Origin of the sequence: Shigella sp. FC1661, from assembly GCF_001712525.1 — a bacterium.
In the GTDB taxonomy this organism is placed as follows: Bacteria; Pseudomonadota; Gammaproteobacteria; order Enterobacterales; family Enterobacteriaceae; genus Escherichia; species Escherichia coli.
This window is the reverse complement of sequence record NZ_MDGW01000442.1, coordinates 41,368-57,541: the sequence shown is the minus strand read 5'-3', so window position 1 is coordinate 57,541 and position 16,174 is coordinate 41,368. Positions and strand designations below refer to the sequence as shown.

Below are 16,174 nucleotides of genomic sequence, written 5' to 3'. Positions count from 1 at the left end.
ATCCCCTGGGCGAAATGCGCCTGGTAAGCAGAGTTTTTGAAATGTAAGGCCTTTGAATAAGACAAAAGGCTGCCTCATCGCTAACTTTGCAACAGTGCCCTCGCACCTGTACATGATGTTTTCACTATCGTTGTTAAGCGTTTTTTCAGCAAGTATGTTCCAGCGAGACATCTTATACCATTCCATCTAAATCTGTAAAATTACCGTATTACCGTATTACCGTAATTATGATAATTACGGTAAATAAATTTAAGTTCTTCTTGCTGTTGTTCTACTTATTAAAATGTATCTTTGAAAAAGTAGAGTTTTTGGAATAGGATAGGTGGTGCTGAATGCCCACTTTTTACAAGGAGCGCGACCAGTGATTTTTGATGTAAGAGCGACCTTTGAAGTGGCACTCCAGACGGACACCCACCTGGTACTTATCGATCTGGATCAGGGAGCATCAGTTACGAACGATGCTGATGCAGTGATCGCCTGGTTGGCCGCAAACCTCGAAGGTGGAATTGGAAAACGTAAGGTGTACTACCGGGACACCGATGGACGCTTTGATGAGCTCAAGGTTAATGCCGGTGCTTTTGCCGGATTTGCACCTTGTAGCGAAGGCCAGCAGACCACCTTGGCTGGGATGCTCGGCCAGTAACTTTGTGTGGAGAACTCGATGTTAAACAAAAACAAATTTGAGAAAGTTTTAAAGAGAATCCTCGATAAGAACTTTGAGCGCTGCTCTATTTGCAGGAAACCATTCCCTGGACCGTGCCATACTTTTGCTGGTTTGGATTCGGACAATAAAGTTCAGAACGTAGGTTCTTGCTGTCGGACCAGTATTGTGGACTTGCGGCATGGAGGTGTGTATACGACCGCTCCTGTAGATACTCAAGAGGGGCAAAGTCAGGCGCATGAGCTACTCGCAACACATCCTTGTAAGGGGATGATGGGGCATGCTTAGCAAAAAAGTCTTTTTCATTAGTCAAGCGGAGGCCGAAAGACTGGAGCCGGTTCCCGGTGCGGCCATGATCTCCATAACTGACCCAGACAAGTCCCCTGCCGCTCTCGGACAGTGGGGGCAGTTGTACCGCGATAGCTTCTATGACGGCGGCTATTCTGAGAACACCATCCACACGATGAAGGCAGCGTTCCGGATGAATTACGCCTCTTACATTGACTCATCCCAGGCTGAAAAGCTGTCCACCTTCCTGGATGGATTGGTTGGTAGCGGTATCGATCAGATCTTCGTTCATTGCTATTACGGAGAATCCAGAAGTGGCGCGGTAGCGCTGTACCTCCAGAACAAACATGGATTCACTCCGAATAAGCCGATCACCAAGCCCAACCGAACAGTTTACGAATTGCTGTGCAATCCAACCAAGTTTGAACCACTGATGCAAAGCTACGAAACGCAACATATGGAGGAGGAACTACCTCTTCACCTCAAAATATGGGATTTTCTTCTCGTTGCGGTCGGGCTTAGGAGGTGACTTTGCACGACACAAACAATGACAAGGAAGAGCTAGTTTCACATGCGAAAGTAAATGTTCCGGCAGAACAAAGCATTCGCGGTGAACTGTTGCCGTCATCGAGCTCGCTCCGGAACATCCAGGACAACCCCGCCGTCGCCTATCTGGTGAGCCTCGGGTCAAAGCGAAGCAGGCAGACCATGAGCTCATTCCTCAACATTGTCGCCAAGATGATCGGGTTTCAGAACCTTCGTGACTGTGCATGGAGCTCAATGAGGCGGCACCACATATTGGCGGTGCTGGAAATGCTGGGGGATGCAGGGAAGGCTCCGGCAACGATCAACACCTACCTGTCAGCGCTCAAAGGGGTGGCTCTTGAAGCCTGGACGATGAAGCAAATTGATACGGATAGCTTCCAGCACATTAAGCAAGTCCGTTCAGTACGTGGATCTCGACTTCCTAAAGGGCGGGCACTTGAACGCCATGAGATTCGCAGCCTCTTTTCACATGTGAAAGTGATTCAAGCGCCAAAGGGCTTCGGGATGCGGCCATTCTCGGGGTGCTCCTCGGGTGTGGCTTGCGCCGCTCGGAAATCGTTGCGCTGGACATGGGAAGCATGATCTACAAGGACCGCGCTCTCAAGGTTCTTGGCAAGGGCAACAAAGAGAGAATGGCGTATGTGCCTGGTGGCGCATGGAAAAGACTGGATAAGTGGGTTGAAGAGGTTCGAGGAACGCATGAAGGGCCTTTATTCCCGAGGATCAGGCGGTTTGATGATGTGACTGGAGAGCGGATGTCGGATCAGGCCATCTACCACATCTTGGAGACCAGAAGAGTTGAAGCCGGTCTGGAGATGTTTGCGCCCCATGACCTGCGACGCACCTTTGCCTCCTCGATGCTGGATAACGGTGAGGATATTGTGACCGTGAAGGACGCAATGGGCCACTCAAGCATTGCAACTACCCAGAAATATGACAGACGCGGCGATGAGCGTTTGAAGAGAGCGAGCCAACGCCTCGATATAGCGGATTAACAGCATGAATGATGAAGAACTCGAACTTGCCAGAGCCGAAGCCATGAAAGCCGATAGGTGCTTTTCAAAAGGACGGCTCAGGGACGAATTTCGGATGAAGCCTAAGCCAGGAGTAGAGCCAGTTTCGTTCTACAAAAACGGGTATGGTGGCCAATTTGGAGTGTACCGGATAGCAGATTGCCAACCAATGCGGAGAAGGGGTTGTTCACCGGCATCACAAAAGCAAATAAGGGCGCAATCCATCCTTTCGGTCAAGGCAAGAATGCGTAGCAACCTGGCAAAGGCCTCTGTCATGGCACAAAGGTGGGTCGCTCTGGAACCTCTGGTTCTCGATACCGAGACGACCGGACTTGGTGAAAGAGACCAGGTGATCGAGCTGGCTGTTACTGACATCAGAGGCGCGGTTCTCCTCTGCACCAGATTACGGCCAACCGTGGAAATAGACCCTCAGGCAATGGGTGTTCATGGCATCACCGAGACTGAGCTGTCGAATGAGCCTACGTGGACTCAAGTTGCGCCAGCTCTCGCCCGGCTTTTGTCGGGCCGTCATCTGGTGATATTTAACTCCAGTTTCGACAGTAGGATGTTGAGGCAAACAGCCAGTGCATTTGGAGACCAACTCTCTTGGTGGCAAGAGCAGAACTGTCTGTGCGCGATGAAGCTGGCGGCTGATGCCTTTGGCTCAACCAACCGGCACGGCACAATCTCACTTGCGGATGCCACCTGCGAGGCAGGTGTGAGCTGGAAAGGTCGAGCCCATTCAGCAGCGACCGACGCTATTGCCACCGCCGACTTGGTGACAGAGATAGCCAAAGTCCAACGTGACCTCGTGGTCCAGCTCCAGGAGCTTCAAAGCAAAGGTAATTTGGAATGACAGAACAATCCTACGGCGAAAGCCTCAAATTTTTCTCAGACTGGCAGAAGGACCCCGCGAAACGCACCGGCCTGAATGTGCAACACACGCTAACCAGAGGTGAATATCCTACGGTCAGCATCGAGATTGCGCCGATCAGGGCATCGGGGTCCAGCCCAGACTGGAAAAGCAAGATCACGGTGCAGCTCACTCGCGGCGAACTGACGGCGTTTTGCAGCGTTCTCTTTGGTTTGCGTAGCAAGGCTGAGGGTTCCTATCACGGCGACGCGAAGAATAAGAGCTTTGCGGTTTACAACAACGGCAAGGCCGGTGTTGCGATCATCCTTAGTGAGCGAGGAAACCAGCTCCAGAATTTCATCAATGATGACGACCGAATGGAGCTCGCAGTCTTCGCAGTTCGCCAGCTTTCCAACGCATGGAAAGTTACCCCTTCTGATGCCATCGCGCTGCTACGCCAATCAGCGTGGATGGACCGAAATTTGTCCTAATCGAGCAAATCTAGGCACCCTAAAAGTCGTCCTATAACCACAAAGTTAGACCATCATGCAAAGTGGGGTATAGAGGGTGCCAGCCCCACCCCAGCAGTCCCCCTCAGCCACATTTCTGGCTTGCCCCGCGCTTTTCTTCTTTCTCTCTTTTTCTCTCTCTTTCTCAATCTAATCTCACACACGAAGGTCAAACAGGGCACCCGCCGACGCGAAGCGGAGGCGTATTCTTGCCCCTCCCCCTCATTGCATGATGGTCTAAATCTGTCTACTATGTAACCAATGAACTGTTAGAACAAACCCACACATAGGCGGCAGCATGGCTAAAAACTTCATATCAGAACAATTCTCGGCCATGTGCCGCGACTTAACGAACCTGTCCTCTCTTATCAAACGACTACCGCCACGGTACGCAAAAGTTGCGGCCATCCCTCCTACCGGAAAAGGAATGGAGAACGAGCCCGTCAACAAGATTGTCGTAACTGAACAAACTGGGCGCGAAGCTCTTGAGCTGGCAGCGCACAGCTACAGAGATCTTCACATCAACCCAGACTATTCGCAGAAGTCTGCCAGGCGCACCGTGGGGGTACTCTGGTTCTCCCCTTCCAGGATTGGTGTAGCTGACGAAATTGCGGCGACGGTTGAACGCATCAACGCGGCCAAAGCTGGTATCGAGGAGTTCATTATCTCGACGTACCCCACCAGGCAAGAGAGGTTTGAAGCACTTCGAGCGGACTGCCCTGGTGTCATGACTCTCCACCTTTACAGACAAATTCGGTGCTATACCAATGGCGACATCGACTCTATCCGCTTCACCTGGCAACGGAAGGACTCCTTGAAGAAGCCCGTAAAAGAGGAGCTTTTGCAACGCATCAGAGAGGAGCTGGAGCGATCTGGGCCAGACTATCAACTTCCCCTGGAGCAGCTTATCCAGAAGATCGCCAGCACCCCGGAGCCTTATCTCCGGGAGCGAAGGGAAGTAAAGGTTCAACCGGTGGCAAACGTCATGGCCGCAGGGGTACTCAAAACCGTTACCGCGCCAATGCCCCTGATCGTGCTCCAGGATAAGGATGTTCAGCTCAAATTGCTTCGTAACTTTGACGCCTCAGAACAACGCAAAACTCGATCTGATAAAGCGGCATCGGAAATCCTTGGCACCTTCGGTGGAGTCACTATCGAATCCTTCCCTGGATGAATCAGCGTGACCGCGTAACAAGGCTTTTCCGCAGCCGGAAGGGCTTTGTCCCACACAAACAATTCCAATCGACAGCAGCATGATATATAATTATGATAATTACCGTATTATCGTAATTATCGTAAACATTACAAATTAAAAGGAACGTTCTCATGGCAAGAAAATTGGTTGAGTTTGACGATGTAGCGGCTGCGGCCCAAAAGCTCAAGGACGCCGGTAAACGCCCAACGGTCATCGCTATCAGAGACATCATTGGCAAGGGGAGCTTTACCACCATTTCAACGTATCTCAAACAGTGGTCAGAGGAACACTCCCTCGATGAAGAGCTGGTAGAGGTAGTCCTTCCAGAATCGGTTATGAGCGATGCTGAGCTCTTCCTACAGAAGATCTATACGGTAGCCAAAGCAAGCGCCGATGAACAGCTTGAGCGCGAGCGTGAACTGCTACGACAGAAAGAAATTGAGTACCAGGAAGATATGCAGCAAGCCGTGGACATGGCAAATGATGCCACCGAACGGGCTGAGCTACTGGAAGAACAACTTGAAGCTCTCACCAACAAAAAATCAGAGCTCGATGCGGCCCTTGGTAAGGCAGAAAACTCGCTATCCCTCAAGTCTGCGGAGCTAGAACGCTCACTGGCTGACATTGATAAGCTGGAAAAGCGGATCGTTGAGTTGGAGGGCAAGCTGGAGGCGAAAGCCGCAGATCTGACCCGAGCACAGGATCACCTGGAGCAAGCTAAAAGCGAAAATCGCTCTTTGAGCCAAAAATTGGCAACTACAGAGGGTGAGTTGGAGGAGCAAAAAGGCAAGAGTATAGAGCAGACAGAAAAGCTCCGGGCCGCTCAGGAACAAAAAACATCGTTGAAAGAGCAGCTCGAAAATGTACAGGCCAAACTGGCCCAATCACAGGACTCCCTTGCCACAGCCAAAGCTCATGGCGAATCCGCTGAACGAGAGTGCCAGCGCCTATCTGGAGAGGTAGAAAAGCTGGACGCCAAATTATCCAGCGCCGAAGCAGAAGCTCGCGCTCTTGTTCAAGACAAAGGCATGATGGCTGGTCAGTTGCAGGAAAAAGACCAGCAGGCCAAGAGCCTCGAACAAAGACTCAATGATGCACTGACCAAAATTTCTGGGTTGGAGCAAGAGCTCGCTAAAGCTGGTAAGGGAGGGAAAAAGAAAGAGGAAAACTGATGGCGCGAAAGGCTAAATATTCAGAAGAGTGGCGACACAGAGCTGCGGCTCTTCAAACCAAGATTGAGGAGGCTATGACACTAGCCACCTCATCTATTGGCGACTATCGCTGGTTACACCGTCTCCATAGTTGGGTTACGGAGGTGGCTCAAGGTAAAGCCCCAGACTGGTGGACAGATCTGGATTGTGAAGTATCCCTCCCCCGAGAAGAAAAGCGGATCAGTACGTTCCTCTCGACACAAAAGAAGCGCATCACTCTCCAGATGTGTTTGTCGTAGGGGGCCTCATGAAACAACTTCCTCCTGACACACCAGAACAATCACTGATCACTCAGTACAAAGGGCCTCGCCTTGTCGTTAAGGTCTACGCTGGAACGGGTAAAACCACGACACTGGTGAAGTACGCCCACAACAACCTCGATTCACGTATCCTCTACTTGGCATACAACAGGGCTATCCGCGACGAGGCAAGAGAAAAGTTTCCTGCAAACGTAGACTGCAAAACGTCCCACCAGCTTGCCTACGCCACTATAGGAAGGGGCTACCAGCACAAACTCTCCGGCAACCTAAGGCTCACCGATATTGCCCAAGCGGTGAATACCAAGAACTGGACGTTTGCCAAAGATATTCTCGATACGCTCAACGCCTTTATGTGTAGTGCAGACATGCGGATTCTTTATACGCATTTTGCTCGCGCCGATACGGGTAAAGTGCTTACGTCCAAACAGGAGAGATACCAAATCCAGGTGGTCGAAGGTGCTGAGCTCATATGGAAACGGATGACAAACGTTCAAGATCCGTTCCCGACCGTACACGATTGCTACCTCAAACAGTATCAGCTCGGGATGCCGAATCTGTCTCGCCGGTACACCACCATTCTTTTTGATGAGGCACAAGACGCTAACCCCGTAACAAGTAGCATCGTCCTACAGCAGAACTGCAAGGTAATCCTGGTTGGAGATCGCCACCAGCAGATCTATAGGTTCAGAGGCGCAAACAACGCCCTTGATAGCAAAGAGCTCATGAACGCCGACCAACTCTATCTCACTCATAGCTTCCGCTTTGGCCCCAACGTTTCGCTGGTGGCAAACGCCCTTCTTGAACTCAAAGGTGAAACACGACCTGTTGTTGGCCGGGGACCAGCAGATCAGGTACTCATGTTTTTACCAGGTGACGTGGGCCACCGCGCAATACTTCACCGAACCGTCATGGGGGTTATAGAGACGGCGCTCTCTGCGACCGAATCCGGAGCGCAGGTATTCTGGGTCGGTGGAATCGACGCTTACCAGATCAATGAGCTCCAGGATTTGTACTGGTTTTCGATGGCAGAGCCAGACCGGGTAAAGAATAAGAAACTGCTTGATGAGTATGAAGACTACTTCGAGTATCAAGAAGTAGCGAAGGCGACCAAAGACCCTGAGATGATGAGGGCTGTCAAGATCATCAACAGCTACGATGAAATCCCTGAACGACTCACCACTCTACGACGCAATACAGTCAAAGAAGAGTTTGGGGCTGACATTACGGTCTCAACAGCTCATCGGTGCAAAGGGTTGGAGTGGGACTTTGTTCAGCTCTATGACGACTTTCCGGATGTCCTGGACCCAGAGCTCGACCCAATGGCCCGTGACGATGAAATAAACCTGCTCTACGTTGCATCCACCAGAGCGATGCGAATCCTTGCGTTGAACAGCGCTGTCGAGATGGTTATCCGCTACATCACCCAAAAACGCATGGTCGAGAAGCAGATGAAGATGGCCGCAGAAGCGACAGAAGTTGAAGAGGACACGACCAAATAGTTTGGTCAATTCTTTCACATGTGAAAGTTGACAAATAAAACGCTCTAAGCGCCCTAAATGGGCGCTTACACCTGCCTAATTTCACGCCTCCCACCTCTACCATATCGAGCATGGGAAAATACGTGCGTGAGACTATGAAAAAATCACCTTTGAATTTACTGCTCCTTGCAGCGCTCACGCTGGGGGCATCACACCAGGCTTGGGCTCAAGATGGCACAAGACCTGGTTTTTATGAGCGAAAGGAAGAGGGTTGGTTCTGGTACAAGGAAGAGCCCAAAGAACCAGAGAAAAAACCCGAAAAGCCCAAACCAAAGCCTGTGGCAGAAGCGAAGCCTACACAGCCTAAGCCTGCTGCTCCGCTTCCGAGCGGCCCAGAAATGTTCTCAGCGGAATGGTTCCGGGAAAACTTACCCAAGTACAAAGACCTTGCTTGGAACAATCCTACCGTTGAAAACGTCAGGACGTTTCTCTACTTGCAACGATTTGCGATAGATCGCTCTGAACAATTTTCCGATGCTACAGAGCTGGCGGTCGTAGGTGATCCTTTCTTGGATGAAATTACTCGACGTCCTGCTGCCACGTTTGCCTCACAACAAGTTGATCGTGACGCTGGTAACGCCAAAAACATGCTACTCAAAAGCGTAGCCGAACGCGTAGGGATATTCTTCTTCTACAAGTCCGACGATGACTACAGTGACTTGCAAGCACCGCTCATCAAGATGTTGGAACAAGGAGAAGGATTCTCGATCATTCCTGTATCTATGGACGGCAAACCACTCCCCAGTGGGCTTTTCCCCCATTACAAAACCGATGAAGGCCATGCCAAACAACTTGGTATCGTAACTTTCCCTGCTGTTTACCTCGCATCTCCAGACGGTCAGTTCGCTCCTATAGGACAAGGGCCAATGTCTCTTCCTGAGCTGAATCACAGGATTTTGGTCGCAGCAAAACGCAATGGTTGGGTCACAGACGAAGAGTTTAACCGTACACGTCCGGTACTCAACCTAGAAAACAACATAGCCGAACGCTTGGCCTCACCAGAGCTGGGCTCTGACCTCAAACAACTATCTCAAGCGAGCGGCGATAAAGACAACTTTGTGCCACCGGAACAACTCATGAAGTACATCCGGGACAAATTACAGGAGAACTAAGATGGTCACGCACAAGACATTAAAAAGGAGCCTGCTTGCCCTGAGTGTGGCGGCCAGTCTCGTCATGGCACCGACAGGGGCGATAGCCGCTAACGGCCTCCAATCACAGATGGACAAACTCTTCAATGAAATGAGCAACACAACACCACCTGGGGTTTATGAAAGCCAACGACGTGGCGTTTTAGCTGGTGGCCGGTTCACTGCAAAGACACGAATCTTCGACGAGAACCTGGTGAGCTTTGCCCCTCCATCATGGAAAGCTGGTTGCGGTGGTGTAGATCTGTTCGGCGGTTCGCTTTCCTTCATTAACGCGGATCAAATTGTCCAACTCCTTCGGGCTGTAGCAGCCAACGCCAAGGGCTATGCCTTCCAGCTTGCGCTCGATAACGTTTTCCCGGACGGAGCGAAGTGGATAGAGAACTTCCAGAAGAAAGTGCAAGCGCTCAACCAACATCTGGGCAACTCCTGCCAGCTCGCTCAAGGTTTCGTGAACGACCTAACCAGCGGCATGGACCTTAAACACAAAACTGATGCTTCTATAACCGCGACAACTTCCGGCCTGTATGAAGACTTCTTCGGGTCCAAGCAGGAAACCAGCGGCAAGAGTCCTCTGGAAGAACTGAAAGCCAACAAACCTGACGAATACAACAAGATGATTGGCAACATCGTCTGGAAGCAACTCAAGAGCAACAACGCCAACACCTGGTTCCAGTACGGGGATAACACCCTTCTTGAAGCGATCATGTCTTTAACCGGCACAGTCATCATTGGTGATCTGGTAAACGACCCGAACTCAACCGGCACTGGTGCGAAAACAACCCCTCTGACGACCCTACCAGGTAACAAGATCACCTTGTCAGACCTGATTTCAGGCGGTTCTGTTGAGATCTATTCCTGTGATTCTGATACGACCAACTGCCTGAGTGCTGGCTCCAGCAATAAAACTGTCGTGCTCAAAGGTATCAAGAACCAGATCACCGATATGCTGTTAGGAACAAGCTCTACACCTGGTGTGATCTACAAATACGCAACGAACTCTGGAACCTTAACCGACCCAGAAAAGGCCTTTGTTTCTAACCTCCCCGGAGGGATTGGCACCATTGTTCGTAACTTGTCTGTCCTTTCACAGGACGGCGCTAACCTGTTCGCAACAGAGTCATCAGGAGCGATAGCCCTGACCATGATGTATAGCTTCTCGGAAGAGTTCTTCCGCGCAGCTCGCATTGCGATGGCTAACAGCAAATCACCCTACAAGAAAGAGGCACTAGAGCTTCTCGCGCAATCGCAACAGCAAATCCGTGCTGAATACACAATCCTGTCCTCTCAATACGGCGATCTGGCAAGCCAAATTGAGAAATACAACAACCTACTGGACAACATCCGCAAGCAAAAATACATGCTGGCAACTTTGTCCAATCCTCCTAGCACGAACTAAGGAGCTATTGGAATGGGATCTTTTTCAATCCACTCTATCGGTGACTCTGCTTTTCTGGAGCAAATCCTGATTGCAGTATCAATGATCACCGGCACCGGGGATTTCGAGAAGATGGTCAGTATTGGCCTGCTTCTTGGGGTCTTGATGATCTGTATTCAGTCCGTCTTTCAGGGCGCAAAGCAAATCAACCTCCAGCAAGTGCTGGTAGGTTGGATTCTATATGCCTGTTTCTTCGGCCCAACCACAACTGTGACTATCGAGGACGCTTATACAGGGCAGGTTCGAGTCGTCGCCAATGTCCCTATTGGGGTAGGCTTTGCTGGAGGTGTCATATCCAACGTGGGATACACCATCACCAATTTGTTTGAAACTGGATATGGGGTAATCGTACCCAATGTCACGGAAAGCCACTTTTCCGAAACACTGAAACTGTTGAATGACGTCAGACGGCGAGCCTATGACACAGGAGTTTTTACTGCGCTTAACTCAGCAAATGGAGGCGGCTATGTTGACGTGAGGCGTTCCTGGAACAATTACATTCGGGAATGCACGTTAACCAAAGTCGATCTCAACCTAATGTCCCTTGATGAGTTGATGAACCGTTCAACTGACTCAGCTTTGCGATTCAACTCACAGCTCTACGGAACTAGGTTGTATTTGTCTACAGCAAACCCTGACGGCGCTGACTACACATGTACTGACGGATGGGTGGCTATTAGCACTGCAACCGCCAACCTAAGCAGCCCGGTTGTTGTTGATGCTCTTAACAGCCTACTGGGTATTGACACGTCAACTGGAGACAACGCTCTAACGAAGCTGACCGATTCGCTTCAAGCGATGGGTGCCACAACTACGTCATCAATCGACTATCTGAAAGCCGCCGTTCTGGAGCCCCTCTATTATGAAGCCGCAGCAGGACGTTATCAGGACCTCCAGGATTATGGCTCTGCATTGATGGTCAACCAGGCTATTCAGCAACGGAACACACAGTGGGCCGCAGAGCAGTCGATGTTCATGACCGTCGTCCGACCAATGCTGACGTTCTTTGAAGGCTTTATTTATGCTATAACCCCGATCATTGCTTTTATTATCGTGATGGGCAGCTTCGGCCTCCAGTTAGCCGGGAAATATGTACAAACCATCCTCTGGATTCAGCTATGGATGCCAGTCCTCTCAATTATAAACCTGTTTGTTCATACCGCCGCGTCAAATGAGATGTCTAGCCTCAGTGCTGGTGGTCTCAACTCCATGTACGCTCTTTCCTCAACTGGAGATGTTCTGCAACACTGGATTGCAACCGGCGGCATGTTGGCTGCGGCCACTCCGGTGATTTCCCTGTTTATCGTCACAGGTAGCACCTACGCCTTCACCAGCTTGGCATCGAGAATAAGTGGTTCTGACCACGTTGACGAAAAGATGCAAACGCCAGATCTACTCAAGCAAGGTCCGGTTATGCAAAGTCAGCCAGCGTACAATCACAACCAGTTCAGTGGTGCGATTGCAAACGGCGCAGAAAGCATGATCAGTACCTTCTCGCTTGGCTCCACCTTAGCATCAGGCGTGAGCTCCGCACAGGCATTACAAAGTCAGAAATCGGAGGCTTTCCAAAGCACTCTTGGTCGAGGTTTTTCTGATGGAGTAAGTCAGGATCAAGCCTATTCAAGACTCTCCAATGTCGGGCGCAACGTTTCGTCGCAAAACACAGCTCAAAGCCAATTGATCAACCAGCAAGCCAAGAACTTCATGGATAAGTTCCAGGTGGATGATAGCCACTCTGATGCTGTCAAAGGTGCTTTTGCCATGCAGGCTATGGGCACACTCGATGTTGACGAAGCTGCGTCCATGCTTATGCCTATGGTTGGCAAGGCCAGGGCAGCAATGAAGGCCGCTGCTGGTGTGAAATCAAACAGTACAGCCCTAGTTCCTGCTGGTGGTAATGGCGAATCAGGCGGCGGCAGTGATGTCCTGGACATCAAAGCGCAAGCGAAGGGAGCAACAGAGTCATCAACTCAAGACTCTTCAAGCTGGTCAGCGAGTGATGTGTCCCAGTTCATGAAGGGTGTGAGCTATTCGCAAACCGATAGCCAGGCGTTGACAAATCAATTAGCGCAGGGTTTCAGCCGTTCTGGAAGCGAGTCATTCAAGCAAACCTGGGGCGATAGCTTATCCCAGAACCTATCCAAGTCCGCTTCGGAACTGGTGTCTGCATCGGACACCTTCACAACAATGAGTCAGCTCCAAAACCAAATGGGCTCCATGACTAATACCGACTTTAAAACTCTCGGTGGTGCAGTAGCACAAACCCCTGCGGCCATGAACCAACTGAATGACTATTTCCGAAATGCCGCGCCGCAATCGGTTAAAGACGAGGCGGCTTCACTACAGCAAAGATACCAAGCCTACGGAATGTCTCCTCAAGTGGCCCAGGCAGCAGCGCGAATGACAGCAATGACCAACTCCAAAAATTACGAACAGGGTAAGGAGCTTGGCGGGTATCAAGCCGCACTACAGGCGATCAATACCGCGTCCGGTCGCAACGGAGCATTTAGTGGTGATGCTTACGGAAATAACGGCATTGAAGGCCCGAATGTTCAAGGCCTACCAGGTCAGGTTCAAGGGGCTGTAGGCAGTGGACCTAACATCCCAACCGGATTCCGGGAGAATGTGGCTGGGATGGCTGGAACTAATCCGGCATCAGAAGCTGGGCAGTTACCAACGAATAGCCCCCTTGTTCAAAATGAACATGCAGCCGGTACGTCAGCTCTTCATAACCAAGCACAGCAAACAGAGCGAAATGTATCTGCTCCTGAACTGAAAAAAGCCCAAGATAACCTTATGAACTCGCTTCCGGAAATGTCTTGGAGCGCTTCGGCGTGGGGAGCGTGGGACAACTCCAGTGATTGGATGGGCCGCAGAGCTGAACAAGCAGGTGGAGCTCTCATTGCTGGTGGTCAAGCTGGCGCTGATGCGTTCTCAAGAGCGATGGATCAAATGAGAACGATGACACCTGAACAACGCGACCAATTCATCGCGGCCACTCAACGCGGCGACCAGGCCGTGCAAGAGGAGTTTGGCTGGGCCGGTGATGCGATGGTCGGTATGGCTAAACTTGGCCGCAACGTCATGGGAGCTGCTGCAAGCGGCTATGATGCAGCGAAGGAGTGGTTAACTGGTAAATCTGATCTATCGGAAGCCGCTAAAGGGATGAGCATTGAGGAACGCGGCGCGTTCTATGCAGCAGCGCTATCCTCTGCCGCAGAAGCTGGTGGTGGAGCCGCGCAGCAGTTTATGAACCAGTACGGTGATGAGTTCAAAGAAACGATGCAGTCTATCGCTCAAAGCCGTTATGGGCTGACTGAATCCCAAGCCGCTGTTTATGCCGAATCGTTTGACACAAACGAAGGTCGCATGAACCAGGCTGTTCAGAATCTGAAAATGGAGTATGCAGAACGTAACCCGGATGGCTCACCGATGATGCAAGGAGGTCAGCCTGTTCTTTCTCAGCAAAACGAAGAGTTTACGGACAAGCTGGTAAACGTATTGCAGAACTCGACGGAAGCTGGAGACCGTTCAGGTAGCTATTTGACTGCCGTCAGGGGGTACAACATAGCAAATCAAAGGTTCTAAAAGACCAACCAAATAATAAGGGGGCCAGCAGGCCCCCTTATTCGTCTCCAGCTCCAATATGGAAGCGCTGGTCAAAATCATAGGAATCTTGAAACCCACCAGTTTGTTTTTTTCTGCGCCGGGTAGGTGGTGCCTCTTTATATGCTGACCGCGCAACGCGGATAAAGCACGTTAGTCCAAACAGAGCCCCGACAACCAAAGCAACTTGCCACTGGAAGTAAGCGATCCCTCCCCAAAAGATAACAGCAGCCCAAAGGCTTTTGTGAACCAGAAATAGGAAACGAGCACCCCAAACGCCGAAGGGAGCCAGCGCCACACCAAGTCCCCAAGGTGTGTCAGCCATCATGGCTATTCCCAGAAGCACCATTCCCAGCAGAAGAATATTGACCACATGTTTCATATCAACCCCCTTACTCTTTACCTCCAGTTTACCACGGCATCAAAAAATGCAACTGTGAAAATTTGACTATTTTTTGCTAAACAACCATTCCATTGGCAACTTCTTCGATTAGAATTTGCCCTCAAACTTTCACATGTGAAAGTTTGCCCTTACGGAACAAGGCGTTTATTGACAAAGCATTACATAGTTGAACATGTCAAACAAATCGCATACACTATGGAATAGGCCATTGCTAACGCTTTGGTCCCCATCTGCAACACCGCAGAGTTCTCTTTCTCAAATATCTCTTTCTGTAAACACCATCATCCTTGTGTGGTCGGGATGCGCCTTTGCCTTCCCTGCCCTCCTCAGCTCCTGCTGTATTCGCAATTTCAGCCCTCGCTGTATCCCTAAAATCACTTATACCTAAACGCTATTTAATATCACAAAATACCGCACTCCCCGTGCGCTATTTCCGCCATTCTTTTGGCGCACTTTCCATTGCTATCGCAAAAATATCCGTATCCCATTGATTACTAAAAGTATTGTAACTTTGTTCCGTCGGTACAAAGTTAAGTGTATGTTTTTAAAGGTTTTTTATTGTTGACAGCATCATTATTTGGGCTTATAAAGGCGCAAAATGTGTCAGTTTGTGACAATAGAAGAACTCTAAAAGCGTTCATCGAATAACGCACTTTTTGTATGGCTAACAACGCAGTTTAAAGGGTGGCAAACAATGGATAAATGCCAATTGATAGACATCCCAAGCGACCCAGAGAAGAAACGTGAGTGGATCAAGTACAAACTCAAGATCCAGGGGCTTTCTCTGGCCGCATTGGGCAGAAAACACAAAACATCTCGGCAGGTGGTGTCTACGGCACTCTATAAGCCCAGTCCACGCTGGGAACATGAGATAGCTACAGCTTTGGGTGTGAAGCCGTCTGAGATTTGGCCGGAGCGGTACGACGAAGAACACGAAATACCCCTCAGACATAAGGAGGCAAGCTGATGAAGAACAAAGCCAAGGCGCTAGTTCTGTCTGCGGCTCTCCTTTCATCAACAGCGAATGCTATTGACCTGAGCGGAACCATCTTCGACAAAGCAGCGAAAGCATATAACCTCGACCCTCTTCTAGTGTATTCGGTCGCATTGGCCGAATCTGCATCAGGGAGAGGTAATGGCTCTATAAGTCCTTGGCCTTGGACGCTTCGCGTTCCTGGGCTTCCTTTCTATGCTAAGTCGGAAGATCAGGCAAAGGCTAAGCTCGCTGAGTTTCAGCAGCAGTACGGTCGTGCCATTGATGTCGGGTTTATGCAAGTGAGCATCCGGTGGAATGGTCATAGAGTTTCTTCTCCAGCAGATCTTCTCGACCCAGAGACCAACGTCATGGTTGGGGCAGAGGTGCTATCAGAAGCCATTCAGTCATCTCCAAATGACTTGGAGCTTGGCGTTGGCCGCTATCACGCCTGGGAAGACGAAATCCGAGCCAGAAACTATGGTAGCCGAGTCTTGGCTATCTATCGCAACCTTCGTGATTTGTGAGGGGG

Annotated in this window: 13 protein-coding genes and 1 pseudogene; 13 read left to right on the top strand and 1 reads right to left on the bottom strand. The window is 50.4% G+C overall.

The window, feature by feature from the left end; genetic code table 11:
- The first annotated feature begins 361 nt into the window (after positions 1–361).
- The 11 genes and pseudogenes from BFF42_RS20260 to BFF42_RS20200 all read left to right on the top strand — a co-directional run bounded on the left by BFF42_RS20260 (position 362) and on the right by BFF42_RS20200 (position 14,248).
- Positions 362–643 carry a hypothetical protein gene (locus tag BFF42_RS20260; RefSeq protein ID WP_000575657.1) on the top strand — a complete coding sequence of 94 codons (282 nt, stop codon included), beginning with the start codon at positions 362–364 and terminating at the stop codon, positions 641–643.
- A gap of 298 nt (positions 644–941) precedes the next feature.
- Positions 942–1,478, top strand: a complete 537-nt coding sequence (locus BFF42_RS20250; protein ID WP_000949433.1) for a protein-tyrosine phosphatase family protein — start codon at positions 942–944, stop codon at positions 1,476–1,478.
- Between the two features lie 74 nt (positions 1,479–1,552).
- Positions 1,553–2,490: pseudogene (locus BFF42_RS20245) on the top strand (tyrosine-type recombinase/integrase).
- Positions 2,491–2,494: 4 nt separating this feature from the next.
- Complete coding sequence (locus BFF42_RS20240) at positions 2,495–3,364, top strand: 3'-5' exonuclease (RefSeq protein WP_000997323.1); 870 nt, start codon at positions 2,495–2,497, stop codon at positions 3,362–3,364.
- On the top strand, positions 3,361–3,852 hold the full coding sequence (locus BFF42_RS20235) for a hypothetical protein (RefSeq protein WP_000139717.1): 492 nt from the start codon (positions 3,361–3,363) through the stop codon (positions 3,850–3,852). The genes BFF42_RS20240 and BFF42_RS20235 overlap by 4 nt, the downstream gene beginning before the upstream one ends.
- Positions 3,853–4,168: 316 nt before the next feature.
- Entirely contained in the window at positions 4,169–5,044 is an 876-nt protein-coding gene (locus BFF42_RS20230) for a DNA replication terminus site-binding protein (protein WP_001097010.1), read from the top strand.
- Positions 5,045–5,196: 152 nt separating this feature from the next.
- On the top strand, positions 5,197–6,237 hold the full coding sequence (locus tag BFF42_RS20225) for a DNA-binding protein (protein ID WP_000101568.1): 1,041 nt from the start codon (positions 5,197–5,199) through the stop codon (positions 6,235–6,237).
- A gap of 286 nt (positions 6,238–6,523) precedes the next feature.
- A complete protein-coding gene (locus BFF42_RS20215; RefSeq protein ID WP_000811658.1) occupies positions 6,524–8,035 on the top strand; it encodes a UvrD-helicase domain-containing protein in 1,512 nt (503 codons plus the stop codon).
- 134 nt (positions 8,036–8,169) lie between these two features.
- Positions 8,170–9,186: a conjugal transfer protein TraF gene (traF, locus tag BFF42_RS20210; RefSeq protein WP_000749520.1), complete on the top strand. Its 1,017-nt coding sequence runs from the start codon at positions 8,170–8,172 to the stop codon at positions 9,184–9,186.
- Position 9,187: 1 nt separating this feature from the next.
- Positions 9,188–10,621, top strand: a complete 1,434-nt coding sequence (locus tag BFF42_RS20205; RefSeq protein ID WP_000256129.1) for a conjugal transfer protein TraH — start codon at positions 9,188–9,190, stop codon at positions 10,619–10,621.
- Positions 10,622–10,633: 12 nt separating this feature from the next.
- Positions 10,634–14,248: a conjugal transfer protein TraG N-terminal domain-containing protein gene (locus tag BFF42_RS20200; RefSeq protein WP_000534551.1), complete on the top strand. Its 3,615-nt coding sequence runs from the start codon at positions 10,634–10,636 to the stop codon at positions 14,246–14,248.
- A 37-nt stretch (positions 14,249–14,285) separates the two neighbouring features.
- Here BFF42_RS20200 and BFF42_RS20195 read toward each other — a convergent pair whose 3' ends face one another.
- Positions 14,286–14,648 (bottom strand): hypothetical protein, encoded by a 363-nt coding sequence (locus BFF42_RS20195; protein ID WP_000683483.1) that lies wholly within the window; start codon positions 14,646–14,648, stop codon positions 14,286–14,288.
- A gap of 715 nt (positions 14,649–15,363) precedes the next feature.
- On the opposite strand from BFF42_RS20195, the gene BFF42_RS20190 reads away from it, so the two are divergent.
- A complete protein-coding gene (locus BFF42_RS20190; protein ID WP_000356489.1) occupies positions 15,364–15,636 on the top strand; it encodes a helix-turn-helix domain-containing protein in 273 nt (90 codons plus the stop codon).
- Positions 15,636–16,169 carry a transglycosylase SLT domain-containing protein gene (locus BFF42_RS20185; protein WP_000790610.1) on the top strand — a complete coding sequence of 178 codons (534 nt, stop codon included), beginning with the start codon at positions 15,636–15,638 and terminating at the stop codon, positions 16,167–16,169. Before BFF42_RS20190 ends, BFF42_RS20185 begins: the two co-directional genes overlap by 1 nt.
- Positions 16,170–16,174: the final 5 nt, after the last annotated feature.

Coding starts and splice junctions, on each gene's coding strand:
- BFF42_RS20250 (WP_000949433.1), top strand. CDS start 942: ATGCTTAGCAAAAAAGTCTTTTTCATTAGTCAAGCGGAGGCCGAAAGA.
- BFF42_RS20240 (WP_000997323.1), top strand. CDS start 2,495: ATGAATGATGAAGAACTCGAACTTGCCAGAGCCGAAGCCATGAAAGCC.
- BFF42_RS20235 (WP_000139717.1), top strand. CDS start 3,361: ATGACAGAACAATCCTACGGCGAAAGCCTCAAATTTTTCTCAGACTGG.
- BFF42_RS20230 (WP_001097010.1), top strand. CDS start 4,169: ATGGCTAAAAACTTCATATCAGAACAATTCTCGGCCATGTGCCGCGAC.
- BFF42_RS20225 (WP_000101568.1), top strand. CDS start 5,197: ATGGCAAGAAAATTGGTTGAGTTTGACGATGTAGCGGCTGCGGCCCAA.
- BFF42_RS20215 (WP_000811658.1), top strand. CDS start 6,524: ATGAAACAACTTCCTCCTGACACACCAGAACAATCACTGATCACTCAG.
- traF (WP_000749520.1), top strand. CDS start 8,170: ATGAAAAAATCACCTTTGAATTTACTGCTCCTTGCAGCGCTCACGCTG.
- BFF42_RS20205 (WP_000256129.1), top strand. CDS start 9,188: ATGGTCACGCACAAGACATTAAAAAGGAGCCTGCTTGCCCTGAGTGTG.
- BFF42_RS20200 (WP_000534551.1), top strand. CDS start 10,634: ATGGGATCTTTTTCAATCCACTCTATCGGTGACTCTGCTTTTCTGGAG.
- BFF42_RS20195 (WP_000683483.1), bottom strand. CDS start 14,648: ATGAAACATGTGGTCAATATTCTTCTGCTGGGAATGGTGCTTCTGGGA.
- BFF42_RS20190 (WP_000356489.1), top strand. CDS start 15,364: ATGGATAAATGCCAATTGATAGACATCCCAAGCGACCCAGAGAAGAAA.
- BFF42_RS20185 (WP_000790610.1), top strand. CDS start 15,636: ATGAAGAACAAAGCCAAGGCGCTAGTTCTGTCTGCGGCTCTCCTTTCA.